Consider the following 25,105-nt stretch of genomic DNA (forward strand, 5'->3'; position numbering starts at 1 on the left):
AGGCATCCTTTCTGACAACCATACGATGATTATCTGAAAAAGCAGACACTGTGTTGAGGTGTAGGCATTAATCTTGCATAGGGATTTTTATCCCGTAGGCTTGCGCCTGAGCCAGAGCCTCTTCGTAGCCAGCATCGGCGTGGCGTATAACTCCCATGGCTGGATCGTTGGTGAGGACGCGCTTCAGACGTTCTGCCGCTTCCGGCGTTCCATCGGCTACGATCACCTGTCCCGCGTGCTGCGAATAGCCGATCCCGACGCCTCCGCCGTGATGCAGGGAGACCCAGGTTGCGCCCGAGGCTGTGTTCACCAGCGCGTTTAAGAGTGGCCAGTCGGAGATGGCATCGCTTCCGTCTTTCATGGACTCCGTTTCGCGATATGGTGAAGCGACAGATCCGCTGTCGAGGTGGTCGCGTCCGATCACGATGGGCGCCTTGACGATGCCTCGGGCTACCAGATCGTTGAAGGCGAGTGCGGCTTTGTCGCGTTCGCCGTAGCCGAGCCAGGCGATGCGTGCGGGCAGTCCCTGGAATTGGATCTTTTTGCGAGCCATGGGAATCCAGCGCTGCAAGCTCGCATTCTCGGGGAAGAGATCAAGAATCGCTTCGTCGGTTCGATAGATGTCCTCTGGATCGCCGGAGAGCGCAACCCAGCGGAACGGTCCTTTGCCGCGACAGAAGAGAGGGCGGATATAGGCAGGTACGAAGCCTGGATAATCAAAGGCATGCTCCTCACCTGCTTCCAGAGCCTGTCCGCGCAGATTGTTGCCGTAGTCAAAGACGATCGAGCCGCGCCTCTGAAGCTCGACCATGGCGCGTACATGTTCGACCATCGAGGCTGTGGAGCGCTGGATGTAGGTCTTTGGATCGCTTCGACGTAGCTCGTCGGCCTCCTGGATTGAAAGTCCGGCCGGGATGTAGCCGTTGAGAGCATCATGCGCTGAGGTCTGGTCTGTCACCATGTCGGGGATAATGCCACGGCGGACCAGTTCTGGGAAGATCTCGGCCGCGTTGCCGATCAGGCCGATCGAGAGTGCTTGCTTCTGCTCGCAGGCTTCGCGGACCTGATGGAGTGCCTCATCCAGCGTACTGGCGATGGCGTCGCAGTAACCTGTCTGCAAGCGTCGGCGAATATGAGACTCATCGATCTCAACGGCCAGACAGACACCCCCATTCATCGTCACAGCTAATGGCTGAGCGCCTCCCATGCCGCCCAGACCGGCGGTCAGGACAAATTTGCCTTCGAGCGTGCCACCATAATGTTGTCGTGCCGCTTCAAAAAAGGTCTCATATGTCCCCTGAACGATGCCCTGCGAGCCGATATAGATCCAGGAACCGGCTGTCATCTGTCCATACATCGTCAGACCCAGAGCTTCGAGACGGCGAAACTCATCCCAGGTGGCCCAGTGTGGTACCAGATTGGAGTTCGCTATTAAGACGCGTGGAGCGTTCGTCTGCGTGCGCACAACTCCGACTGGCTTGCCCGACTGGATCAGGAGTGTCTCGTCATCATTCAATTGCTGGAGCGAACGGACAATAGCGTCGAAAGCGTCCCAGGAGCGAGCCGCACGCCCAGAGCCACCATAGATCACAAGATCATCAGGACGCTCAGCTACTTCGGGATCTAAATTGTTCATCAACATACGCATCGCAGCTTCTTGCGGCCAGCCTTTACACGAAAGCGCTGTGCCACGTGGAGCACGTACAGGCCGAGGACCAGCCTTACTTTTGGAAGAAATGGTGTCAGACATATGTTGTTTACTCCTTTGATTGTACTGAAGACGAACGATAGCTCAATGGTTATGCTATCAAGAAATATATTGTTAAGAAATATGCCAGGAACGCTCAAAAACTCTCTTTCCCTGGACCCATGTTTGCAAGATAATCTGGCTAGAGGCTCCAAAGAAGAGTACATCGAGAAAATCTTCGGTGGTCCAGCCATCTAACTGAGGAGCGTGCAGATCTACTGCAATAAAATCGGCCGCCAGGCCGGGAGCAATACTCCCTGTTTGCAATCCCAATGCGTTAGCCCCATTCCGGGTGCCGTAACGCAGCAGGAGAGAACCGGGCGCAGAGAGTGGATCAGAGATCAAGATACGTCGGCTTTGATAACGCATGCGAGCTGAATATTCGGCCCAGCGTAGCTCTTCAAGCGGATCGAGTCGTGTATTGCTGTCAGAGCCGATCGAGAGCGGGATGTTGGCTGCCAGTAGCTCCGCATATGGAGCGATTCCATCGCCTAGATCCCCTTCTGTAGTCGGACAAACGCAGACGCCTGCTCCACTTCGGGCGAGGAGCTCGATCTCATTCTGATTGGCATGCGTGGCATGAATCATGATGGAATTTGGCCCTGGCACCCCACAACGCTCAAGCAATTCGATCGGCGTGCATCCCTTTGCCTGCATGCATTGTTCGATTTCGGCTTTCTGCTCATCAACGTGGATGTGTAGTGGCAATTGATGCGTACGGCAGTAGTCGGCCAGCGCACTGAGCCAGTCTTCTGGTACGGCACGTACCGAGTGGGGAGCAATGCCCAATGGGATGCCTTGTGTGCGTAGCGCCTCAGCGCGGGCGAGGAATGCGTCGAGAGAGGCATCGCAAAAACGGCGTTGAGTCTGATTTGGTGATTGAAAGAAATCCCCTTGCGCGTAGGCTGTCAGCAGCATCACTACACGAATGCCAGCATCCCGACCAGCATGTATCACTGCCTCGGCCATACTATTCTCCTGCACGTATGGCTCTCCTCCGGCTTGATGGTGGACATAATGAAACTCGCCGACGCTGGTGTATCCTGCTGCGACCATCTCGCGATACGTCTGCAATGATTGCTGGTATATACTGTCTGGATCAAGGCGCTCAGCCTCCTTGTACATAGCACGTCGCCATGTCCAGAAGGTGTCGTGTGTGGAGAGCGCTCGATGAGTATGTCCACGTAGCGCTCGCTGGAAGGCGTGGCTGTGCGCGTTGACGAAGCCTGGGAGCAGGGCGATACCCGGCATTGGATCAGTGATCTCCATGTCGGGTTTGCGCTCACCCAACGCGTAGATAGTTCCGTCGTCGGAGAGCGAAACGATCAGATTGGGCTGCAAGCCTTGCGGCGTATACACATAGTCGGGAGCGAGATGTTTCAATGTACAAACTCCACAGATACAGAGGCCGTTGATTTTTTTTCATTCAGTGGAAAAAGATATCGTTCAATGGAAAAAATAACATAGTCTGGATAGCTCTGTCAAGGTCTGGCAGTATCATCGTGATCAAATTTGATCTCAGAATGCATTGACTCATCCAGAAAAAGTATGCTATATTTGCATCTAATGATAGTAATTTCCATTGAGTGGAAATTGCTGATATTTGAAGCGTTCGGCAGTATTAGATTCTCTGGCGGTTTATATTGCCATAATTATTTATTTTTCTTAGCCTCTAGATAAGAAGTTTGCATGACATCAGCGATACCTTTGTGGGCTAATCCGCCAGACAAGCAGTGGCCTTTACGTCTGACAGGTCAAGCCTTGACCATCGACGATGTAATCTCTGTCGCCGTAGGTGGCTGCCCTGTGGTCCTGGACCAGGCTTGTGCTCGACGTCTCACGCTGGCTCGCACCGCGGTTCTGGAAGCAAGCCAGACTGGTACGCCGGTCTATGGGCTTACGACTGGAGTGGGTGCTCTCAAAAGTGTTAATGTTAAACGTGATGATGTGGGTAACTTTAATCGGAAGCTTATCCTTAGTCATCGCGTCTCAGCGGGAGCGCCACTGACGTCTGAGATTGTGCGGGCAACCATTCTCTGTCGTGCTCAGGGGCTCTCTTTAGGTGGCTCTGGCGTGCGCCCTACCGTCATTGAGGCGCTGCTGGATCTGCTGAATAAAAATGAGTTGCCTGTTGTGTCGGCGATTGGCTCTCTGGGTCAGGCTGATCTGGCTCCGCTGGCAGAAATTGCGGAGTTTCTTATCAAGAGGGGCCTGGTTCTGGAGGAACGCGAGGCGCTGGCTTTGATCGGAGCGAACTCGCTGGCTATCGGTTGGGCGGCTCTGGCTCTGGATCAGATGCGCCACGTGCTTTATGCATTGGAAGCTGCAACCGCTCTGTCGATGGAAGCCTTTCTCAGCAATCCAGGCTCTATTGATCCAGCCGTCTATGCAGCGCATCCCTCATCCACCCTGGAGCAGAGCGTGCGACATCTGCGTAGTATGTTGCGGGGTGGTGCTCTGTTGGAGCGGCGTGAAGCGCCTCGCCTCCTACAAGATCCTCTCTCAGTGCGGGTGGCACCTCAAACGCATGCGACTGCCTGGGAAGCTTATGGACAGGCTGTCCGGATCGTCGAAGCTGAATTGGCGGCTGCTTCTGATAATCCTTTGTTGACTGTGGATCGGCGTTTCCTCTCGGTGGGCAATTTCGACTCTTCTAATCTGGCAACCGCTCTGGATTATGCTCGACTGGGATTGGCTCAGGCGTTGACGCTTTCGTGCGAACGGGTCCAGAAGTTGTTGGCTACTCAGCATACTGGCTTGCCGACCGGCCTGCGCGAGCGTGCCGATCTGCCTGAGGATGGCTTGGCTCTCTTTGGGCATGGGGCGGCCGCTTTGGCTGCGGAGGCGCGTCTGCTGGCGATGCCCGTCTCGCTGGAGCTGCCGACCTCCAGCATTGCAGAGTCGGTGGAGGATCGTATCGTGATGTCTCCGCTTGGGGCTCGACGTCTCGATGAGCAGACGGATCTGGTGCTGCAATTGGCGACCATCGAACTGGTTTGTGCCGCGCAGGCGATTGATCTGCGCCAGCGCCAGGATAGATTGGGCGTTGGCTCGCAGGCACTCTATGCTCTTATTCGCAACCATATCTCATTTCTCAAGGCGAACAATGCACCGCAGACAGATCTTCGCGCGCTCTGTACCGCACTGCAACGCAGTTTTTTGCAGCCGCTGTTTAGCGCATAATGTGATATCTTTATGAGGGATTGACATACAATGCTCATCGGGACTGGTGGGTTTTTGTGTACATGAATGATGGTACTTATTGATCCGTTGGGACGTGTAAGGATTTGAGTATTGTTGTTCGGTATCGTAAATAGCCTCAAAGGAGATTTGATAATGAAAATTGCCTTATTCGGTGCTACTGGGATGATTGGCCAGCAGATTATGCGGGAGTCGTTAGCTCGTGATTATGAGGTAAAGGCGCTTGTGCGCAATACTGATAGTTTTCCCCATGAGCATACACTTTTGTCACTGGCTCAAGTAAATATTTTCGATGCATACAGTATCGCGCAAGCTATCGCTGATTGTGATGTGGTGGTCAATGCAACCAGCGCGAAAAATAATGATAAGGATACACGTAGCTTCTTTCTGACCTCGACCCAGGCGATCATCGATGGTGTCAAGCAGGCAGGTGGCGACAAGCGCTTAATTGTCGTAGGTGGAGCAGGCAGCCTGACCGTCGAGTCGGGCCAACAACTGGTGGATACTGGCGTGATCCCCGATGAGTGGATTGCTATTCCACGTGCGCAAGCGGAACAATTACAACTGTTGCGCGACTCAGACGTCAAATGGACCTTTTTCAGCCCATCGGCGACGATTCAATCCGGACGGCGTACCGGCAAATATCGTCTCGGCAAAGATCAGTTGCTGAAGAATGATCAAGGAGAGAGCTACATCTCCACCCAGGATTACGCTGTGGCACTCGTTGATGAGATTGAGCATCCTCAATTTGAGCGCCAACGTTTCACTGCTGTCTCGCTCGAAAAATAATACAGGCTCATCGGCTTCTGTCGCAATCAATTCGCTTGATTGCGACATGCCTGAGTATAATACGACGGCTACTATGTTTTATCTTGACGCTCAAATGTGCTTGTGCTATATTTGGTGAGCTGTCAATACTGAGCTTTTAAACATTGTTTTTGCACGCTATTTTTTATGCTACTGCTAGTAAATCCCCCAATGGTGAGGAGTCTATTTTGAGTGAATCTCTTGAGGAAGCGCATGTTGCCGTTGGGCCTGTTGAGAGAGTGCTGAACTTACTGATTTGTTTTCAGAGTCGTAGCGATGGCTTATCCCTCACCGAGCTTGCACGTTTGACCGATCTTGCTCCCTCAACCACCGCTCGCCTGTTAAAGGTTTTGGAACGTTATCAATTTGTGCGTCGCGACGCCGATCGGTTGTATCGCCTTGGGCCGCAGATTATTCAGTTGGGGCTAGGCGCACTGCGTGATATGTCTCTCTACGATGTGGCCAGACCTCACTTGCGCGTGCTGGCCGAGGAGACAGGAGAGAGCGCTCATCTCGGTATTCCAGGCGGAGAAGGAAATGTCCTGTATGTGGATCAGGTCTCCAGTCGGCATACGGTCCAGGCTGCGACCTGGGTAGGGCGGACGGTGCCGATTGCCGAGACTGCGATTGGTATGGCGATGCTTGGAAAGATCCCTCTGGAAGGGTATGTCATCAGTCGGCATACGGTCGAACCTGATGTCTCTTCGGTCGCCGCTCCTATCTTCGATCGGAATAATAGTATTGTTGGGGCCATTAATGTCATTGGCCCCAGTTATCGTATCTCCGATGAGCAACTAACTCACTTTGGTCAACTCATCGTCGAGCACACGCGCCAGATCTCACATAAGTTAGGGGCGTTGCTGTTATAATAAGAGATATTGGTATATTTGTTAATGACGAGATATGATCAAAGAGGAGCCTATCTATGCGTCGTTATAGTCAGATCGTCAAAGTGAAATCAGATCGCATTGAAGATTATGAGCGCATCCACGAGCGCGTCTGGCCCGAAGTATTGGAGACCATCCATGCTTGCAACATGCGAAACTATTCCATTTTTCGGCACGGGAATTTGCTCTTTGCGTACTTTGAGTATGTTGGCGATGATTATGCTGCCGATATGCAGAAGATGGCGGCTGATCCTAAAACTCAGGAATGGTGGACGCATACCGATCCTATGCAGGAGCCGTATGAGACTCAGGCAGATGGCAGCTGGTGGACAAGCTTGCGGGAAGTTTTTCATACCGATTGAGTTAGATGCTTCTACTATGCTTATGGCTTTGTTTCTATAGGATGCTTTAATTGGAAAGATTATTTGTATGAAAGCAATTATCTTAGATGCACCAGGGCAGTTGCGTCTGATCCAGCGAGAGGAGCCGCCCACTCCTGGACCTGATGAAGCTCTGATTCGCGTGCGACAGGTGGGAGTCTGTGGAACCGATTTACATGCCTTTCAAGGGGAGCAGCCTTTCTTTACCTACCCACGCATCCTTGGTCATGAGCTTGGGGTGGAAGTGCTTGCGGTCGGTGATCAGGTACAACATCTGGCTGTGGGTGCACGCTGTGCCGTTGAACCCTATCTTCACTGCGGGAAATGCCCTCCCTGTCGTCGCGGCAAACCCAACTGTTGCCTGAATATCCAGGTTTTTGGCGTCCATATCGATGGGGGGATGCGCGAGTCTGCTATTATACCGGCAGCCTATCTGCATCCAGCCGAGAAACTTTTGTATGAGCAACTGGCGCTGGTTGAGCCGCTCGCGATAGGATCTCATGCTGTCGCACGCACACAGATTGCTCCTGGTGAACGGATACTGGTGGTCGGTGCAGGACCAATTGGATTGGCTGTCACGCAGTTTGCGCTCCTGGCTGGTGCTCAAGTATTTGTCATCGACATTAGCGAGAGCCGGCTCAAATTTTGTCAGAGCCAGTGGCCAGAAGTAACCTGCATCAATGGTAATCAGGAGCCCTTAGCAGCCTTGCAAGCGCTGGTCGGTGATGATCTCCCGACCGCAGTCTTTGATGCGACAGGGAATCCGCACTCTATGAAAAGCGCTTTCCAATATGTTGCCTACGGCGGACGCCTGACCTTCGTCGGACTCTTTCAAGGAGACCTCTCGTTTCATGATCCCTACTTTCATAGCCACGAAATGACCCTCTTGAGCAGTCGCAACGCGACGAGCGCAGACTTTCGCAGTATCATCAACTATCTCGAAGCCGGACAGATCAAGCTTGAGCCCTGGATTACTCATCGTGCTACTGCTGAGACAGTTGTTGATGCCTTTCCAGACTGGTTTGATCGTGACAGTGGCATTATTAAAGCTGTGATTGCTTTCTAATCTTCCTTCTCTTCAGATTATTCAACAAGCGCTAGGACACGCAAGTATCTTCAGGGATACTTGCGTGTTCTTCTTTACGGCATCGTCTAACGAGAATTGCCCCCCGACTGGCTTCAAACAAATCTGTCGCCGTGGTGTGTGGTTATTGAGAGGATATGTAGTTGCTTTGTGATGGGTAAGAGAGATGTGCCGGTTACCATCTAAATGGTGTAATAGATGCTTGATGAAACATACGAATGGGATTTAACTTGAAAGGAGAATGTCGATGAAGACGTTGGTCGTCTATGATTCACAGTATGGAAATACTGAGCGGATTGCACAGATCATTGCGGAGACTTTGAGTATCTTTGGAGAAGCGCAGGCTGTCCGTGTAGATCCTGCACATCCAGTTTCACTGCAGGGAGTGGATCTGCTCTTTTTGGGAAGTCCTACACAGGGATTAAGACCGACTCCGGCTATTCAGGCCTTTGTGGGAAATATCATCACGCAACGACTCGGACATCTCCCGGTGGTTTGCTTTGACACACGTGTCCATGGATTCTTATGGAAACGTTCTGCCGCACCGTGTCTTGATAAGCAACTGCGCGTGATGGGTGTTGAGCCTCTGGTTGCTCCTGAGAGCTTTTTTGTACAGGGTATGAAGAAGGAAGGTCCCTTAATGGATGCAGAAATGGAGCGCGCTGCCCATTGGGCTCTGGGTGTTCGTCATCAATACGAGACACAGGTGGAGCATCTGGTTGGACATTCATCAGTATAGATGAAGGAGTAATATTATGAAAATATCCAGCATGCAATCCCTATCAGCGGATCGGAATGTGATAGAGGTGTCTGACCTGGAAAAGACAGAGGTTTCCTGGAAGCCTCTCTATAGAATAGGGGCGGTCGCGGCTTTGATCATGGTTGTCTGCATACCCATTCAGATAATTGTGTTTATAATGAGCCCGCCACCAACCACTGTGAGTAACTGGTTTACGCTCTTTCAGAGCAATCGACTCATTGCTCTCCTTGATATGGATCTCTTGTTGCTCTTTGATCAGATGCTGCTTGGTATAGTCATTCTGGCCCTCTACATTCTGCTCAGGCGGAGCAGCCAGACACTGATGGTACTCGCTTTAGTCGCTGGACTGGTTGGAATTACAACATACTTTGCTTCTGGCGCGGTTTTTGATATGCTTTCCCTGAGCAATCAATATGCCACTGCTACCACAGATGCACAGAGATCTCTCTTGTTAGCTGCTGGACAGGCTGCACTTACAACTTATCAGGGAACTGCTTTTGACATAAGTTATGTTCTCGAGGGTGTCTGTCTGCTGATTATTGCAATCGTGATGCTACGTAGTAAGTTCTTCAATAAGGCGACCGCTTTAATCGGCATGCTGCTGGGCGTGATGTCTCTACTTCCTCCGACTGCCGGAACGGTTGGTCTCATTTTCGCACTTGGTTCTCTTGTGCCTCTGGAGATATGGTTGGTCCTCGTTGCTCAACGGCTTTTTGCGGTCAGGCAAGATGGCCCTTCTATCAAGACTTCGTCGCTGAGTTGAGAAGAAAACCTTACAAACATGTAAGCTAGATGTAAGTTAGATCGATAGTATTATGACTCCTTTTGCTGGTATCCTTGCAGCATTGAATAACAAAAAATTCTGAAAAGGAGTCATAAGAACCATGCTTCAGATTACACACTTAGATAAGATTTATAGTGGCAAGATCGCTTATCAAGCGCTCTCGGATATTAACCTGATGGTTGCGCCGGGAGAGTTTGTGGGTGTGATGGGTCCCTCTGGTAGCGGCAAGACAACCCTGCTCAATATGGTCTCCACGATTGATATACCAACCTCTGGCACGATCACCATTAACGGGAAGAATCCCTATACGCTCTCGAAAAATCAACTGGCTCTGTTCCGGCGTCGCGAGCTGGGCTTTGTGTTCCAGGATTATAATCTGCTCGATACTCTGACCGTCGCTGAAAATATCATTTTGCCTCTGACCCTCGATAAGCGCCCACTTAAAGAGATGGATGAAAAACTGCGAGTTATAGCACAGCAGCTTGGGATTGAAGCTTTGCTCAACAAGCGCACCTACGAGATATCGGGTGGACAGGCACAGCGAACCGCCATTGGTCGCTCGATTATCCATAATCCCTCCCTGTTGCTGGCCGATGAGCCGACAGGGAATCTGGACTCGAAGGCGGCTCGCGATGTGATGGAGATGATGGAGACCATTAATCGAAATCTGGGAACGACGATGATGCTGGTAACCCATGATGCTCAGGCGGCCAGCTATTGTCAGCGCGTGATCTTCATCAAAGACGGTCGCTTCTATAACGAGATTCGTCGTGGCAACAATCGCAGCACTTTTTATCAGCAGATTGTTGATGTGCTTGGACTGTTAGGAGGGAATACCAATGACGTTCTTCCAGTTCGCTAGTTACAACGTACGGCGCAACACACGTACATACATGGCCTACTTTTTGAGTAGTGCATTTGCCATTTTGATGTTTTTTCTCTACGCGACGCTGGCTAATCATCCCAGATTGCAGCAAGGGGAGGTCAGCGCTGTGGTGATAAATGGCTTGACCGTTGGGGAATATATGATCTTTGGTTTTGCTTTTTTTTCCATCTTATACTCAATGGGCTCGTTTCTGAAGGGACGCACGAGAGAGTTTGGTATCCTCACCATTCTAGGCATAACTAATCGGCAATTGGTGTCGATGGTTTTTCTGGAAAATATGTTGCTTGGCCTCGCTGCGATTGGCGCTGCGATTATTATGGGCTTGATCGGATCGAAGTTCTTTTTGTTGCTTGGATCCGCTTTGTTCTATACAGGACCACTCAATTTTTATATTCCTGAACAGGCATTGATTGTCACGAGTGAAGTTTTCGCCTTACTTTTTTTCGTCGTGTCATTGACCACTGCGCTCTTCATTCGCAAAAATACGGTACTTACCCTGTTGAAAGGAGTTGTCAGACCAAAGAAGGAGCCGAAAGTATCTATCTTGCTGGCCCTACTATCGGCTGTATGTTTGATGGGAGGGTACACAATTGCGATTAGGCCTGAAATTAATGATGGGGGGAGGTCGATTGGTGTTCTACTGCTTATTATCGTGCTGGTCACGATTGGGACCTATTTTCTGTACAGTCAGCTGAGCGTTATGATCATCCGCAGCCTCAAAAAGAGGCGTGCTTTTTACTGGCGTGGAACGCGCATGCTCTGGCTCTCTGAGTTGGCATATAGTATGAAAGATAATGCTCGCTTGTTCTTTGTCATTTCAATGATTTTGAGCGTCAGCTTTATCTCGACTTCGATGTTAGCGCTGTTCGAAGAAACAATTGGCCACCCTACTTTCCCCTTCGCTTTTTCCATCATGTTTGTACCATATAATACCAATAATGCAGCCGTCTCCTCCATCGAAACATTGATGACTAAAAGTTTGCACAATCAGCATATCAGATACACGGTTGCTCAGGGACTCTATACAAGGCTTTCGGTAGCTGGTCATCCATCCAATGATCCCACCTTCATGTCTGTGAGCGCGTATAATCGTCTCGCTGCGGCTGCTCAGGTAGCACCAATTGCTGTCAGGCCCGGCGAGGCCGTCGAAGTGAGTGACTTGCAGTCAGACAATCATCTCTTTGCCGACCGTAGCACAATTACTTTGCTGAATAAGTCACATCAGCAGGTGCATGTGATAAATAATCATCTCCAGCAAGTGTTCAACAGTGGTGTAGGTATCAGCTATGCCCTGATCGTGCCTGATCAAGATTATCAGAGGTATACGGTAGGCGTACAACAAAACCTCTATATTGGCTACGCCAGTCCTGATTGGCAAGATACTATGAAATTATCCCTGACGTTACAAGATCAGGCGCGTTTGATCTATCAAAAATATAATGTATCCTCCCCGAATAGCTACTTCTATCTGGAGTCGCATGCCGTTGACTACTTCGGAACGTATCAAGCATTCAATGTCTTAATGTTTGTTGGCTTGTTCGTGGCAGTCATCTTCTTGATTGCCTCAAGTAGCTTTCTGTACTTCAAGCTCTATAGCAGTCTGGCAGAGAACAAACGGCGTTATCGCTCCCTGATAAAAGTGGGCCTTACCCTGAAAGAGATGAGGTCAAGTATCACGATTCAGATAGCCTTTCTGTTTTTTGTTCCCTTTATCATGGCAATCCTGCATACACTATTTGCCATCTATGCACTACAAAACACAAGAGATCTCGGCACATCATCAATCTGGTTAGGTGTCGTTGTCATCGGATGCTTCTTCCTGATCCAACTAATCTATTGTGTCCTGGTGCGCGGGCAATATCTGCGTCAACTCCAGTACGCTGTCAATTTGAATTCCTGATCTGGAAAGAGGGACATATGCATTTAGATAAGATTTTAGGAGTGAATACTAATGACGTTCTTCCAATTGGCTAGTTACAATGTTCGGCGCAGTAAGAGGGCCTATGCGGCGTACTTTCTGAGTAGCGCATTTGCCATGGGTGTGGTGTACAACAAAATCCCCGCCGGGACACCGGACGGTTCTGGTCATCGGAGTTTTTTTTCTTGGTCCAATTGATCTACCTCCTGATCGTACGATCTTAGTACCTGTATCAACTTGAACATATGATGCGCGTGAATGCTTAAGATAGGACGAGAGACTTGTTGCCTGATAGTCTCTCGTCTTTTGCACTTTAAATGCACCACCTATTTTTTTTAGCTGCTAAGCTTGTTCTCATATTGGTCAGAGCCCGAGTGGTGATGAAGTAGAGTAATAGTGTTTCTATATGGCTTGAAGCGCTTTCAGTTCTGATCCCGATTTTGCAAGAGCGGTCAATTTAGTCAGGGTATCGGTCCCTGAGAGTGGCGTGTCCACCAGCACGCGTAGACCGGGATGATCTGGCAGTTGGAAGGTGGTTGTTTGCATGAGTAGCAGCCCAACGCGAGGATGATAAAGCTGTTTTTGTCTCTTATATACTTCTTGTACATCATGGCGCGGCCACCACTCGCGGAACTCAGGACTTATCTGCTTGAGATCCATGACGATTTGTGTCAGCCACTCTTCTCCAATATAGCGCTGTGTACTGGCACGAAAGAGAGCCAGCGCGTGTTGGGCTTCTCCCTCCCAATCAAGCAGTTGCGTGCGTTGTTGCTGATCTGTAAAGAGAAACCAGAGGAAATTGCGTTCTCGGGGAGACATCGCGTTGAAATCAGTATATACCTGAACGGCTGCCTGATTCCAGGCAATGATATCCCAACGCGGACAGAGTACATAGGCAGGATAGACTCCCATCGTATCAAGAATGAGCTGGAGTGCAGGATCAACTGTGGCCTCCGCAGGAAAGGGCGTAGCAGGTAGCTGCTCTCGCGCCAGAATAAAGAGATGAGCTTGCTCGTCTGCGTCGAGCTGTAAAACACGAGCCAGGCTTTCCAGTACTGGAACCGAGACTGTAATGTCTCGTCCTTGTTCGAGCCAGGTATACCACGTCGTCCCCACGCCTGCGGCCACGGCCAGTTCTTCGCGACGTAGTCCTGGCGTACGGCGACGCTTTCCCATTGGCAATCCAACCTCACTGGGGGAGATGCGCTCACGACGTGTCCGCAAAAATTGACTTAGTTCTGCTCGTCGCTCTTGCTCAATCATTGTCGTTTCCCTTATCCTATTAGTTTTTATGCTAGAGTATGTTAGCTCCTGGTTCTAGTCGTACTCTCGTTGCATAATTCTATCACACATAATATATGTGCCTTTTGGAAAAGGATAAGATAGTAGAGAAGCTCAAAAAAGGTAAGTAACATGGCAGAAGATAATGATATGAATAGTTGGAACCGTAGTGTCATCGAGAATTTTCGCGCTACAGGAGGCAAGCCCGATGATGAACTACTTAAGGGCACCTACGTACTTTTATTGACGACCATTGGAGCTAAGAGTGGTCAACGTCGTACGAATCCTTTATTGTATCTTCCCTACGGGGATCGTTTTGTGATCTTTGCCAGTAAAGGAGGCTCACCAGCCCATCCTGATTGGTATCACAATCTGATGGCACATCCGCAGGCAACCCTTGAGGTGGGAACTGAGACGTTTGAGGTCACGGCTACCGTGGCTACCGGTGAACTCCGTGATCAATTGTATGCGGCACAGGTGCAAATTGCTCCGCAATTTGCCGAATACCAGGCAAAGACAACACGTCAGATTCCCACCATCATATTGGAGCGACGAACCTTCTGAATGTATGACCGGTTCTGACTAATCCTTTTCAGATAGCTATATGTCTCCGCTGAAGAGGTCAAGTCAGCCAGCGTAGTGCCGTGGTCTTGTAATTTGCTTGATCACGACGTACCCGGCGGACATTTCTCGCACGAAAACGTTCCTTGTTGCTTTGCAGCATAGAGTGACAGAAGCGAACGTTACGTACGTCATGAGGTTGCCGGGCTACGTCGGCGAGCATTTGTGCCTTGAGCAAAGGAGTTGTCGACCAACTGCAATGTATGGGATTGTACTGATCAGTCCGAAACATGCCTTGCTTGAACCTTTCACTGCGAATGATCTGAGGAAATCCCATAGTGCGTGGATCACTGGCAAAAATTGTGCTACAATGGCGCTGATGAAGAGCTTCTCGTAGAGAGTTCTCTTATAAATCTCCTTTGCTTATGGGGCTTCATATAGCTTTGCGAGAAGCGGAGTAGCATAGGAAGACGAGCAATCAAAGCATGAGGCGTCCCGCGTGAGCGAGAAAGAGCAAAAGGATGTTGAACTCGAACGATCCGTATAACCAGACAAACTTCCAGAATCCCTACTCTCAAACTAACTTCTATCCTCCAAATAGCCAGTTTTCTCCAGTGAGGCCTCAGAGGCGAAAAGGTTGCCTTGCGTGTCTCTTCGCCTTCGGCGTGATACTTATCTTTTGCATTGTGTCATCCATCTTCTTGGGTGTGATCCATACAATCCAATCTCATCCTCTGCCTATCTTTTTCCAGCGAGATTTCCCTTATGGTGGTTTAGGTATAGGAGTGCTTGTCGGTGCGGGTTTTGTCGTCTGCTTTATATTGCTGAAAGTGTTAGGGGGCTGGCCGCGCAATAAATTAGGCCAGTTACTACTTATCCTACCCATCTTGTTTGGCGTCGGTGTGGGTTTATTCTGGTCGTCCTTTATCAATCCCAATATCGGCATGACCCGTAGCGGCTTCATTCGCACCTCTACTGTTGACATCACTGCTGGAGACACCATCTATTTTCGCAATCCTGCCGATGGGGTCAAGCAGATCCTCTGTGTGGGAAAAGACCAGCATTGCCAAAAAGGGAACAGCGATCCCGCTCAGCTCGCTAATGGATTGGTCGTGCAACCAGGCCAGACGGTAAGTGTCACCTTTGAGTCGGTGGGAACATATCAACTTACGAGCGAAACAACGCCACATATGAATATTACTATCAGCGCGGATGAGCCCAGCGATTCTTCTGACTGATCAGCTTTCTGTTCTCGGCGTTGGTTTATATGGATGTGGGTGTTGAGAGAACTGCCAGATCCGCACGCAGCTTCAACAAGGCCAGTTCTTTCGCTTTGCACTCGAGCATGACATCATAATCAGGCAAGGGAAGATCTCGTGTGAACTGACGAAAGGTAGGAGCGTCGATGTAGTCGCTATGGGCTCCCGGTCGTTTGGCTGGATTCTGTTCGGAGTAGTGGAGCTTTGGTAAGCGTCCGTTCCAGGTGGTCAGGATGCGTGACCATGGCAGTTGTACCAGTGGAACGCTTCCAAGTAACTGGTGATGCAGGGCATCGACGATTAATGGTATGCCTGTCTCTTCACAGATTGGGAGCAGATCAGCCACCGACCAGGAGCGTTCGTCGTTCTCCAGGCGTAGGCGGTGACGAATCTCGAGGGGAAGCGAAAGCAGGTTGTGTGTGATCCGCTCTGCGGTTGCGGAGCGGTCTCCATACACGCCGCCGCCATGGATGACGATATCGCCATCGATACCCAGGATATTCATCAGAGAAGAATGATAATGTAGATCCTTCACGCTCCTCTCCCAGACGTCACCTTTGGCCGATGGTAAGGTGAATTGTCCTGGATGGGTCGAGAGGCGCATGCCTTGCGCTAACTGTGGCAGGTCGCGATAGGGTGAAAAGTCGAGATCATATAGGTTAACCGAGTCATGAGAGCCAAAGGGAACTAACTCTGAGGAGAGACGATACATCATGATGTCATGCTCACGATTCCAACGCAGGATTTCGGAGAGTAAGCTCATGTTCTCATGGACCAGTAATTGTAAATATGGCATCCCTTGTGTCTTTAAGGTGGCGAGACGTAAAGTACGAAATGTTCTCTCGATTGTGATATTGATACAGGCATAGCCAAGGCGCATACACATCCTCCTCCAACAAATATAAAGGCATTCGTCCGGATACACATTCTTTATCATGAAAAGAGAGACGCTTGAGAAACAGATTGTGTGTCAATTCTTACATACATGTCTCTGACGTCTAGGTAAATAGGACACCCCCCTTCTGCCTCAAAAAGTATGCTCCTCAAAATTGCATATATGTTTTTTCCGGTTTCGAGCTCAGCATGGGTATGTATGTATATAGAAAATATGTTTAGTAATCAAAGGAGTATATGATTTTGCTATCACACGTGCAGAAAACAAGCCGTACAATCCTCTATCAGCCCCGCAAACGTATGCATCTTGCCAATTACGACTACCAAACAGCGGGAGCCTATGCCGTGACAATATGTGCTCATGATCGCCAGGAACGTCCTTTTAGCCTGGCAGTTATGAATGATATCCTCAAAGAAGAGTAGAGACATCTGCCTCGACATTTTGCCAGTATTACTCCAGATCTCATTGTGATCATGCCCGACCATCTTCATGGGATCATCTGGCATCATGGGAGAGGCACAAACACCAAAAGCATTATTGATGTCATCAATGGATACAAATCCTACTGCTCTAACGCGCAGCTACGACATATGAAAGCAATAGATGCCGACTACCCTGGATCTTTATGGCAGAGAGATTTTTATGATCATATTATTCGGAATGAAAAAGACTTGAATGCCCAGCGAACCTATATGCTGAATAATCCCCTGACCGCTTTATTGAAGCAGGGACAGAAGAAGGTAGAGAGTGCATGTGAATATAATTCGTGTGGGCATATTCCCTTTCCCTCCGAAATGTGAGAAATAATCTTTGAACTAGGCGTAAATGCTTACCAACGTAGCGCCGTGGTCTTGTGCCCAATACTTCTCAGTTAAACATGTTTCTTTTCTTCTGTTGTTCACCATTGTGATGGTCAGAAAACGGATCTCATGCGATGACCTCCTGGGGTGGGGAGGGCTTTTTGCTCTTCCACTCCTGTTCACGTGGATCCACCCCCTCTGGTCGCTCCCAGATCTTCACAAAATCGAGGAAGCTTTCTCCTGGAGCAAAGGTCGCATAGGGAGGGACGTCCCGCTTTTTTCGATGCCATTTCTGGTAATACAGCTTGAGCTCCCGTCGGTTCATGCGGACACGCTGTGCGGGCAAGAGCGTGAGCATGGACACGTGTCGGATGAGGCGGTCCAGCAGCCAGCTTTGACACGAGGGATCAGCCAGAAGACTCTCTCTGATTGCTTCTTTGAGTGCATGCTTGGTCTGCGTAAAGCTGATCTGATCCGCATCGACCTGTCGCTGAGCGGCTGCCTCCCATTTCACCGCGCTCACCGCATAGTGAGCCAGGAAAAGGGCGTACACCTCTTGCTTTACCCCCTCAGGCGTTCGTGAGCGCAGCACGTTGATCTGCTCTCGCAAGGACGATTTGATTTCTTTCAACATCGTCTCCACTTCCCAGCGTTCACGGTAGATCTCGATGAGTTCACTGGCAGGGTAAACCTGTTCATCCAGCAGCGTCGTTGCCAGTCGATAGCATCGTCCGGGCGTGCCAAATCTGGCATCTGTCATCACATACTCGATCACACGGATCGTAACGGGGCGTGTCCCCTGATGGTTGCTCGCACGACGATTGGGGGTGACGGTGGTCAGATAACTTCCATCGCTGAGACGTTTCTCGACGCGACGTCCCACGGTGCTGCTCAGTGCACATATCACCTGGGCGTTGAGCGTATCCTGCACGTGTTCAAAAAACCAACTGCTGAAAAAGCCACAATCCCCCAGAATGAGCATGTCGGATCTCACGTGGGGAAAGAGCTTGGGCAAGGCATGGATCTCGGCCTGCGCGTGCGTTCCCAGAACCACATCAAGCACGCAACGACTTCCACATTCTATGAGTGCCACCGCTTGAATTTGGGGATAGGGACCCTCACCATGCTGGTTGGAGGAACGCCCAAACGCTTCGACGTTGGCCGCCGTATCAGGCACATTGAACTTGGTCCCATCAAGAGCTACCAGACGATGCCCTCGATAAAAGGAGGCGGGGTGACGGCTGCAATGGGCTCGCGGGCGACAGCACGCGATCATGACGCGATGGAGGATGTCCGCATCAAAGCGTTCCCGTTGATAGCTGATCGTTCCCGTCGAGAGGGATGGGAAGATCTCTGATGGATGCAGCAAGGCAAAGGGATGGGCCAGTGCATGCCACACCCGGTGCTGAGACTCGTCGGGGCAGAGCCCGTTCATGAGCAGTTGAAGGAAGAACAGGGTTCGAGTAAAGACGCGTGTGCGGCGTTGCTTGGCTGGGAGCAAAGATGCAAAGCACGTATCGAGGATCTCTTGCGGGAAGAAGGACAGCAACAGATGTCCGTTGAGCTGGTCACTCAATTTGTCTTGAGCCTCAATATGGCGTAAACTATACATGAAGAAGTTCCTTTCTGGCGACTGGAATATCGGTATAAAAAGAGTGTGCCAGAAAAGAACTTCTTTTTCTATCTCTCTAGGATATTTTTCTTTGCCTAACTGAGAAGTATTGTGGTCTTGTGCCCGGCGGACTCGTGACGTACGATTCGTTCGTTTTCGTCATACAATGCTGAACATGCGCACTGGTATCTCTGGAATATGATGGGGAACATTTCCGTGCGTGAACTGGTCGCCGGGCACAAGACCACGGCGCTACGTTGGGTTGCTTGATCTCTTCGGGGGATACTCTCGCTGTTTGAGATGTATTGGGCACAAAATCCAGCATCACGTTTGGTCACTTGTTCTTTTAAAGAGAATTTTCTTGCAGGCCAGCGATAAAGACGTTGATCATCCATTGCAGGCTGGCATCATGATCTATCGGTATGCCGAAGCCGCCGGCTGTCTCGATTGCAATGAAGCCGTGCACGATGCTGCGCAGGCTACGGATGGCATGGATCGAGTCTTCGTGGCTGAGCTTATAGGGAGCGAGTACGGATTGGATAACTTCTATCAATCGTTGTGCGACCGCTTGCAGCTCCTGATCCTGAGGGTCGGGAGCTGCAAGTGTGAGCGAGTAGCGTCCAGGATTTTCTCGGGCGTAGTCTCGATAGGCGTTGACGAAGGCAAAGATGGCTTCTGTGCGTGCTTTGCCGACCGCTGCTCGCGTGATACGATCGAGCAGGTCTCGTAGACAGTAGAGTGCTAGATCACGTTTTAGGCCAGGCAGTCCCGCGATGTGATTGTATAAGGATGGGGTGCGTACTCCCAGGCGCTCGGCGAGATGTCCCAGGGAGAGCTGGGCGATTCCTTCCTCATCGATCAATGCTGTAGCCGCCTCAATAACCGTGGCTTGATCCAGTCCTATTCTACGCGTCATGCTGTGTTTTTGCCTCCTCTTTTTTGAGCGATTTCTCCATGACCTGGATGGCTTGTTCCATGGCCTGCTGCGGTTGGCTGAGCATGGGACCATGCCCGACAGCCAGGATGGATGGTTGTAGCGCTAAGAGTGCACGCGCACTTTGCAGTGCTAATCCTTTGTGCCAGGTAGCCAGGGCCGGGAGCGGAAAGAGTGGTTTCAATGTGCCTGCAACAGCTACGCCTCCGAGGGTTTGAAAAGCATCGCCGACGATCACTGAGCGATCACGCGTGTCGAGAAAGGCCAGGTGACCTGGAGTGTGTCCGGGAGTGGCTATCACTTCGAGCGAGCCGATGCGGTCTCCTGCGTGTAGTAAGAGTGTGGGCTTTGTCTGGCAGATGGGATATCCTCCGCGTAGCGGCACTTGTGGTTCGGATGGGTCCAGGCTCTTGTCTCCCGATAGAAAGCGTGCATCTCGCTCACTTATTATCACGGGCACGTCGGGTAACGCTGCATGTAAAGCATCCATGGAGCCAACGTGATCGCTATGAGCATGTGTCAAAACGATACGTGCAATTGGTGCCCCTAACTGTTGAGCCTGCTGTATGATCGCTTGTGCCTGACCTCCAATGGTTGTATCGATCAACGTGAAACCGTCATCCTCACGAACGAGATAGCAGTTCATTACTCCAATATGGACTAAATGGAAAAGATTATTCTGCGATGCTTTTACTTTCATGGCTGTTTGCTCTCCTTATATGAATCTGGTTTGTTTGTTTGCTAAGACTATTTCATTATAAACTAATGGTATTAGTTTGTCAAGATAGTGGAATTTTTTGTGTAGATAGATAATTTATGATAGAGTAGAAGGACTATGATTTGCTCTTACTTCCTGCGTTTTTCTCTGTTTCTTGTAGGAGTGTAGTTGAGCCAGGGGGAAGATTTCGATGAATAATGCTGAGCGGCTCTATATATCATCGTCGATGAATGAATTAGATCAAGTGCATATACACGCAGTCGCGTCGGAAGGTTTACAAGTGGATTCCCGACCCTTGGAGAGCATTTTAGAGGAGAGCCAGAGATTAATAGCTCTCAATGGAGATATAAGTGTTGCTTTGGTCCAGAGAGGTACGCTACGTGATCGTTTGCGTCAATGTACCCAGGCTCTGGTGGATCATGTTGGGGCGGCTTTTGCCCGCATCTGGACGTTTAATGCTGACGATGAGATGTTGGAACTGCAAGCGAGCTCCGGTATGTATACCCACTTGAATGGCTCACATGCGCGTATCCCCCTGGGAGCGACGATGATTGGACTCATAGCTGCTGAGCGTCGGCCCTATCTCACGAATTCTGTCTCTGATGATCCTCGCGTCTCCGATCACGATTGGGCTATACGCGAAGGCCTGATCTCCTTTGCAGGTTATCCTTTGCTAGTGGAAGATCAACTGGTGGGAGTGATAGCGCTTTTTGCACGTCATCCACTAACTGAGAGTATCTTGCAGGTCATAGGTTCGATTGTGCGCAGTATCGCTCTAGGCGTTGAGAGAAGTTGGGCCGAAGATCTGATGCGTCAAAGTGAGGAGCTTTTTCGGACGGCTTTTGCGAATGCTCGTGTTGGTATGGCTCTAACCGATCTGCATGGACACTATTTGCAGGTCAATCATGCCTATAGCGTGATTACTGGCTATGCAGCGGAAGAACTTTTCCAGACTGATTTTTTTGCGATTACTTATCCTGAGGACCGAGAGCGAAAAATGCAGTTGATACAGGAGATGATCAAAGGTTCTATTCCTGGATTTGTGATTGAAAAGCGTTATTGCAAGAAAAATGGCGCAATCGTCTGGGTCCATAATAGTGTTTCATTAGGACATGATACTCAAGGTCAGCCATTGCACATTATCACTTTGACCGAGGACATCACGCAGCGCAAACAGGCTGAAGAAGAACGTAATCTACTCTTATTGCGCGAGCAGAAGGCACGTGCCGATGCCGAAAGGGCCTGGCATCACCTGCATGAACTTTTGCAACAGGCGCCTGCGGTTATCTGTATCTTACGTGGTCCAGAGCATACCTTTGAACTCGCCAATCCGCTTTATCAGCAGACGGTCGGTAATCGAGATTTACTGGGCAAACCAATCCGTGAGGCTCTTCCCGAGTTGGAAGGCCAGGGTTTGTATGAGCTACTCGATAGAGTGTATCAGACGGGAGAGCCCTTTATTGGGAACGAGGTCCAGATGCAATTGGATCGAGGTGGACAACTTGAGACTGTCTATCTGAATTTTGTGTATCAAGCTTTCTACTCGGTTGAAGGTGTGGTTGAAGGTATTCTGGGCCATGCCATCAATGTGACAGAACAGGTTGTGTCACGCCAACGCATGGATACTTTCCTGGGGATTGCCAGCCATGAATTAAAAACTCCCTTAACTTCGATCAAAGGGAACGTCCAACTGGCTAAACGCTCGATCCGTCGCGCTCTCCAGGAACAATCTCCAGAGCCGGGGCAGCTCTTGCAAAAATTTAATGATATCCAGGTTATGCTGGAGCGTGCCGAACAACAGATCGATTTTCAAAATCGCCTTGTTGGCGACCTCATCGACATTACACGTATCCAGACCGACAAGCTAGAGATTCGCCTGGCTCCCACCGATCTATTTGCTGTTGTGCGTAAGGCTGTCGAAGAGCAAAGGCGCGTCGCTCATCGTCGCATCATTGATCTCGAGCTTGCCGCAGATCAGAGTCTCCTGCTTGACATAGACGCTGATCGTATCGCACAAGTCCTTATCAACTATCTTACTAATGCCCTTAAATATTCCGAGGCTGAAGCCCCTGTGAGCGTGCAGGTCCAGCGCTGGGAGTCCAATATACGCATTGCCGTGATCGATCAAGGCCCGGGATTATCCGAGACGCAGCAGCAGCACCTCTGGGAGCGATTTTATCGCGTACCCGGTGTGGAGGTGAAGAGTGGCTCAGGCGTGGGACTAGGTTTGGGATTGCATATTTGCCGTACTATCATTGCCCATCATGGAGGCCAGGTTGGTGTGGATAGTCAGATTGGCGTCGGTTCGGCCTTCTGGTTTACCCTACCTATCCCTACAGAAGAGGTGTCTGCTAATGTTTAGCCAGGACACCTCGCGTGCTGAGCCCGTGCTCGTTTTTCCCTTTGCTACGAGGCTCGGCTCTGACTTTTGTTGCTGTCAGGAGCATGAGTTCTATTCCAAAGTCGAAATGGCTCTGAGTGGGATCGAAGATGGAGCGTTTCCGCTTTAATAATGTGAGTCCACATGCATCAATCAGACTTTTGATACCATTGTTGGTGTATTTGCGCGAGAGGTAGAGACGGATGGTATCTTCGGGCGGGAAGTCCACTGTGGTGCGGTCAGGCAGCGTGATCTCAATCGTCTCATCCGTTTTATTTTGATAGAGGGCTTTGACGCATAGATTCCTATTTGACTCTATGCTCCCTACAAACGAGACATCTTTACTTCTGATACGTAGATCCGTGTTTTGGCGTAACGCACTGGTCACAAATTCGCGGAAAGGTCGACTCTTTGAGTACTCTTCAGCTGCTTCCTGGGCTGCTTCATCGTCCAAGACCTCGGTGTAGGCGACCTCGATCAGTAAGCGATCTTGTGGCCTGAGTAAGAGTGCAAGTGTCTTTAAGAGCGTCTCATCTTTTTCAAAATTTGCGAGTGTATTGCCGAGTAAAGAGAACACGATCGGTTCGTTATCTACTATCTGATTGAGCAGGTTGCGATAGGCTTCAACGTTTGTCTTGATGGAAAAATCGAGCTGGATCGAGAGAATCTTCCGCCGCTCCATGGCAATCCCTTTGACAGCCTCCTGGATACCGATCCTGAGCATCTCCGGACTTATATCCACTGGAAAGTAGTAGAGGTCGGGATAAATTTGGTACAAGTCAGTGAGTACATCGCGGTCTTTATGACCTGTGCCAACTCCCAGGCTTACATAGTGATACTTTTGGTTGTTGAGGGCCATGAATATCTCTGACCATTGAGCTTTGAATGACTCGATGCTTTCTCTCATGACAAGGTAGAATGGATCATTACAGGCAAGCGCCCAGGCAACGGTGGGGCTGATACCCCAATAGGAGAAGCCAGAGGCAATCTGTTTACCATCACCTGTCTTAGATGGCTTGCCTCTAAGGTCTTGTGTGAGAGTCGCAAGCTTTTTCGTTTGATCTTCGCCGATAAAACATAATGTCCAGTTAGTTCCCACTTTATTAATTGCATTTTCGATCTTGCTGAGATTTGAGCGTGGCTTCGTAATCTTGGGCTCCATTTGAAAATGTTCTATCTCCATCAAGCTTTGATCTTTCTTTGCCTGCTCTTGCGCAAGATTACTAGTATGCGTTGGTTCTGTAACGGATTCGATTGGCTCTGAGGCTTCACGAGGATCGATGAGCGCGGCTCGGATGAGCGTCGCCGCGAACGCAGCGGCTGTTTGACATGCAAAGGCTGTCCATTGTTCGTCGCGTGGCAATCCCACGATATCGCTAATCCCGCGTATCACCAGCACGGGATAAGAGCGATCAGGCCGGCGGGCCGCTTCGTAGACGCCAGCCGCTTCCATCTCGACTGCCAGGATCGCACGATGTGTCCTGAGTAAGTCCACCAACACAAACGGATCTTTCAAGAGATGATTGCTTGAGATAATTGGTCCCATCTTGAAAAGAGGTAGCCGCTGCCGACTCGACTCCTGCCCAAAGTGTTTGGTGAGCGAATCCTGCACACGCTGATGCCACTCCTTATTTTCGTGCAGCGCAGGTTGTTGCAGATCGACCTCGGGACGCTCAAGCAGAAACGAAGGGGGCTGATTCCAATTGTGTAATTGTGGATCGCCCGGCAGGAGGCTGATGATATGTTCTACAAGCGGTTGGAGCGAGCCTCCTCCCACCATATAATCGGTCGTACCATCGACATTTCTGGCATCAATATTTGGATTCACAATGTGCGTGGAGACAACCACATCGCCTAATGTAAACTCGTTATGAGGAACTCCACCGGCGATCCCCACCAGCAAGATAAGTTGGGGATCAAGATCCTCGATGATATAATGCGTCAATCTCTGTGACGCGTTATTTCCCTGCTCAATCGCACGCGTGATCGCAATCGTATACACATTCTGATTGTAGGCCGTAACCTCACCAATTAGATAGCTGCGCCCACCAGACATCTTATGGCGCTTCGTTTGAAAACGCTCGCGCACCGCTGTGAATTCATCTTCACGAATAGTGATAATTGCAATATCAACTTTCATCGCGTTCTCCATAATAAATGAAGGAAGATGATATGTTTCTTAAAATGTTTTATCCACCCTCATTGCCCTCT

22 protein-coding genes are annotated in these 25,105 nt (G+C 50.0%); 13 read left to right on the forward strand and 9 right to left on the reverse strand.

The annotated features are described in order from the left end of the window. Positions 1-67 precede the first annotated feature (67 nt). Together hutU and AC27N8_RS11735 are read right to left on the reverse strand one after the other, a co-directional pair. Positions 68-1,750: a urocanate hydratase gene (hutU, locus tag AC27N8_RS11730; protein ID WP_487067136.1), complete on the reverse strand. Its 1,683-nt coding sequence runs from the start codon at positions 1,748-1,750 to the stop codon at positions 68-70. A gap of 72 nt (positions 1,751-1,822) precedes the next feature. Next, a complete protein-coding gene (locus AC27N8_RS11735) occupies positions 1,823-3,130 on the reverse strand; it encodes a formimidoylglutamate deiminase (protein WP_487067138.1) in 1,308 nt (435 codons plus the stop codon). A gap of 306 nt (positions 3,131-3,436) precedes the next feature. Between AC27N8_RS11735 and AC27N8_RS11740 the strand changes: the two genes are divergently transcribed. The 9 genes from AC27N8_RS11740 (at position 3,437) to AC27N8_RS11780 (ending at position 12,436) form a co-directional block, all read left to right on the forward strand. After that, positions 3,437-4,930 carry an aromatic amino acid lyase gene (locus tag AC27N8_RS11740; RefSeq protein WP_487067140.1) on the forward strand — a complete coding sequence of 498 codons (1,494 nt, stop codon included), beginning with the start codon at positions 3,437-3,439 and terminating at the stop codon, positions 4,928-4,930. Between the two features lie 153 nt (positions 4,931-5,083). Further along, entirely contained in the window at positions 5,084-5,737 is a 654-nt protein-coding gene (locus AC27N8_RS11745) for an NAD(P)-dependent oxidoreductase (protein WP_487067142.1), read from the forward strand. Between the two features lie 206 nt (positions 5,738-5,943). Next, on the forward strand, positions 5,944-6,624 hold the full coding sequence (locus tag AC27N8_RS11750) for an IclR family transcriptional regulator (RefSeq protein ID WP_487067144.1): 681 nt from the start codon (positions 5,944-5,946) through the stop codon (positions 6,622-6,624). A gap of 56 nt (positions 6,625-6,680) precedes the next feature. Beyond that, positions 6,681-7,004 (forward strand): L-rhamnose mutarotase, encoded by a 324-nt coding sequence (locus AC27N8_RS11755; protein WP_487067146.1) that lies wholly within the window; start codon positions 6,681-6,683, stop codon positions 7,002-7,004. 67 nt (positions 7,005-7,071) lie between these two features. Then, positions 7,072-8,088, forward strand: a complete 1,017-nt coding sequence (locus tag AC27N8_RS11760) for a zinc-binding alcohol dehydrogenase family protein (RefSeq protein WP_487067148.1) — start codon at positions 7,072-7,074, stop codon at positions 8,086-8,088. 265 nt (positions 8,089-8,353) lie between these two features. After that, the gene (locus AC27N8_RS11765) at positions 8,354-8,845 is read left to right on the forward strand and encodes a flavodoxin family protein (protein ID WP_487067150.1); all 492 of its coding nucleotides are present in this window, start codon (positions 8,354-8,356) and stop codon (positions 8,843-8,845) included. A 16-nt stretch (positions 8,846-8,861) separates the two neighbouring features. After that, complete coding sequence (locus tag AC27N8_RS11770; RefSeq protein ID WP_487067152.1) at positions 8,862-9,629, forward strand: DUF4386 family protein; 768 nt, start codon at positions 8,862-8,864, stop codon at positions 9,627-9,629. Between the two features lie 121 nt (positions 9,630-9,750). Next, positions 9,751-10,512, forward strand: a complete 762-nt coding sequence (locus tag AC27N8_RS11775) for an ABC transporter ATP-binding protein (protein ID WP_487067154.1) — start codon at positions 9,751-9,753, stop codon at positions 10,510-10,512. After that, the gene (locus AC27N8_RS11780; RefSeq protein WP_487067156.1) at positions 10,490-12,436 is read left to right on the forward strand and encodes an FtsX-like permease family protein; all 1,947 of its coding nucleotides are present in this window, start codon (positions 10,490-10,492) and stop codon (positions 12,434-12,436) included. Before AC27N8_RS11775 ends, AC27N8_RS11780 begins: the two co-directional genes overlap by 23 nt. Positions 12,437-12,856: 420 nt before the next feature. Here the strand turns inward: AC27N8_RS11780 and AC27N8_RS11785 are convergent, their stop codons facing one another. Beyond that, a complete protein-coding gene (locus AC27N8_RS11785) occupies positions 12,857-13,717 on the reverse strand; it encodes a helix-turn-helix transcriptional regulator (protein ID WP_487067158.1) in 861 nt (286 codons plus the stop codon). Between the two features lie 150 nt (positions 13,718-13,867). Here AC27N8_RS11785 and AC27N8_RS11790 point away from each other — a divergent pair, with 150 nt between their 5' ends. Then, complete coding sequence (locus AC27N8_RS11790) at positions 13,868-14,299, forward strand: nitroreductase family deazaflavin-dependent oxidoreductase (RefSeq protein WP_487067160.1); 432 nt, start codon at positions 13,868-13,870, stop codon at positions 14,297-14,299. A gap of 58 nt (positions 14,300-14,357) precedes the next feature. On the opposite strand, the gene AC27N8_RS11795 is transcribed toward AC27N8_RS11790, so the two are convergent. Next, positions 14,358-14,588 carry a hypothetical protein gene (locus AC27N8_RS11795; protein WP_487067162.1) on the reverse strand — a complete coding sequence of 77 codons (231 nt, stop codon included), beginning with the start codon at positions 14,586-14,588 and terminating at the stop codon, positions 14,358-14,360. Positions 14,589-14,817: 229 nt separating this feature from the next. Between AC27N8_RS11795 and AC27N8_RS11800 the strand changes: the two genes are divergently transcribed. After that, complete coding sequence (locus AC27N8_RS11800; protein ID WP_487067164.1) at positions 14,818-15,534, forward strand: cupredoxin domain-containing protein; 717 nt, start codon at positions 14,818-14,820, stop codon at positions 15,532-15,534. A 25-nt stretch (positions 15,535-15,559) separates the two neighbouring features. Here AC27N8_RS11800 and uvsE read toward each other — a convergent pair whose 3' ends face one another. Beyond that, positions 15,560-16,435 carry a UV DNA damage repair endonuclease UvsE gene (uvsE, locus tag AC27N8_RS11805; protein ID WP_487067166.1) on the reverse strand — a complete coding sequence of 292 codons (876 nt, stop codon included), beginning with the start codon at positions 16,433-16,435 and terminating at the stop codon, positions 15,560-15,562. 257 nt (positions 16,436-16,692) lie between these two features. Between uvsE and AC27N8_RS11810 the strand changes: the two genes are divergently transcribed. Beyond that, positions 16,693-16,872 (forward strand): hypothetical protein, encoded by a 180-nt coding sequence (locus AC27N8_RS11810; protein ID WP_487067168.1) that lies wholly within the window; start codon positions 16,693-16,695, stop codon positions 16,870-16,872. 505 nt (positions 16,873-17,377) lie between these two features. On the opposite strand, the gene AC27N8_RS11815 is transcribed toward AC27N8_RS11810, so the two are convergent. The 3 genes from AC27N8_RS11815 to AC27N8_RS11825 all read right to left on the reverse strand — a co-directional run bounded on the left by AC27N8_RS11815 (position 17,378) and on the right by AC27N8_RS11825 (position 20,496). After that, positions 17,378-18,862, reverse strand: coding sequence for an IS4 family transposase (locus tag AC27N8_RS11815; RefSeq protein WP_487064900.1), 1,485 nt, complete (start codon positions 18,860-18,862; stop codon positions 17,378-17,380). Between the two features lie 346 nt (positions 18,863-19,208). Next, the gene (locus AC27N8_RS11820) at positions 19,209-19,778 is read right to left on the reverse strand and encodes a TetR/AcrR family transcriptional regulator (protein WP_487067169.1); all 570 of its coding nucleotides are present in this window, start codon (positions 19,776-19,778) and stop codon (positions 19,209-19,211) included. After that, entirely contained in the window at positions 19,768-20,496 is a 729-nt protein-coding gene (locus AC27N8_RS11825; RefSeq protein ID WP_487067171.1) for an MBL fold metallo-hydrolase, read from the reverse strand. Before AC27N8_RS11825 ends, AC27N8_RS11820 begins: the two co-directional genes overlap by 11 nt. A gap of 208 nt (positions 20,497-20,704) precedes the next feature. Between AC27N8_RS11825 and AC27N8_RS11830 the strand changes: the two genes are divergently transcribed. Continuing rightward, positions 20,705-22,876 carry a sensor histidine kinase gene (locus AC27N8_RS11830; RefSeq protein ID WP_487067173.1) on the forward strand — a complete coding sequence of 724 codons (2,172 nt, stop codon included), beginning with the start codon at positions 20,705-20,707 and terminating at the stop codon, positions 22,874-22,876. On the opposite strand, the gene AC27N8_RS11835 is transcribed toward AC27N8_RS11830, so the two are convergent. Further along, positions 22,866-25,034, reverse strand: a complete 2,169-nt coding sequence (locus tag AC27N8_RS11835; RefSeq protein ID WP_487067175.1) for an L-histidine N(alpha)-methyltransferase — start codon at positions 25,032-25,034, stop codon at positions 22,866-22,868. The two genes, AC27N8_RS11830 and AC27N8_RS11835, sit on opposite strands and share 11 nt — an antisense overlap. Positions 25,035-25,105 lie beyond the last annotated feature (71 nt).

This window comes from Dictyobacter sp. Z7_2, from assembly GCF_057551105.1.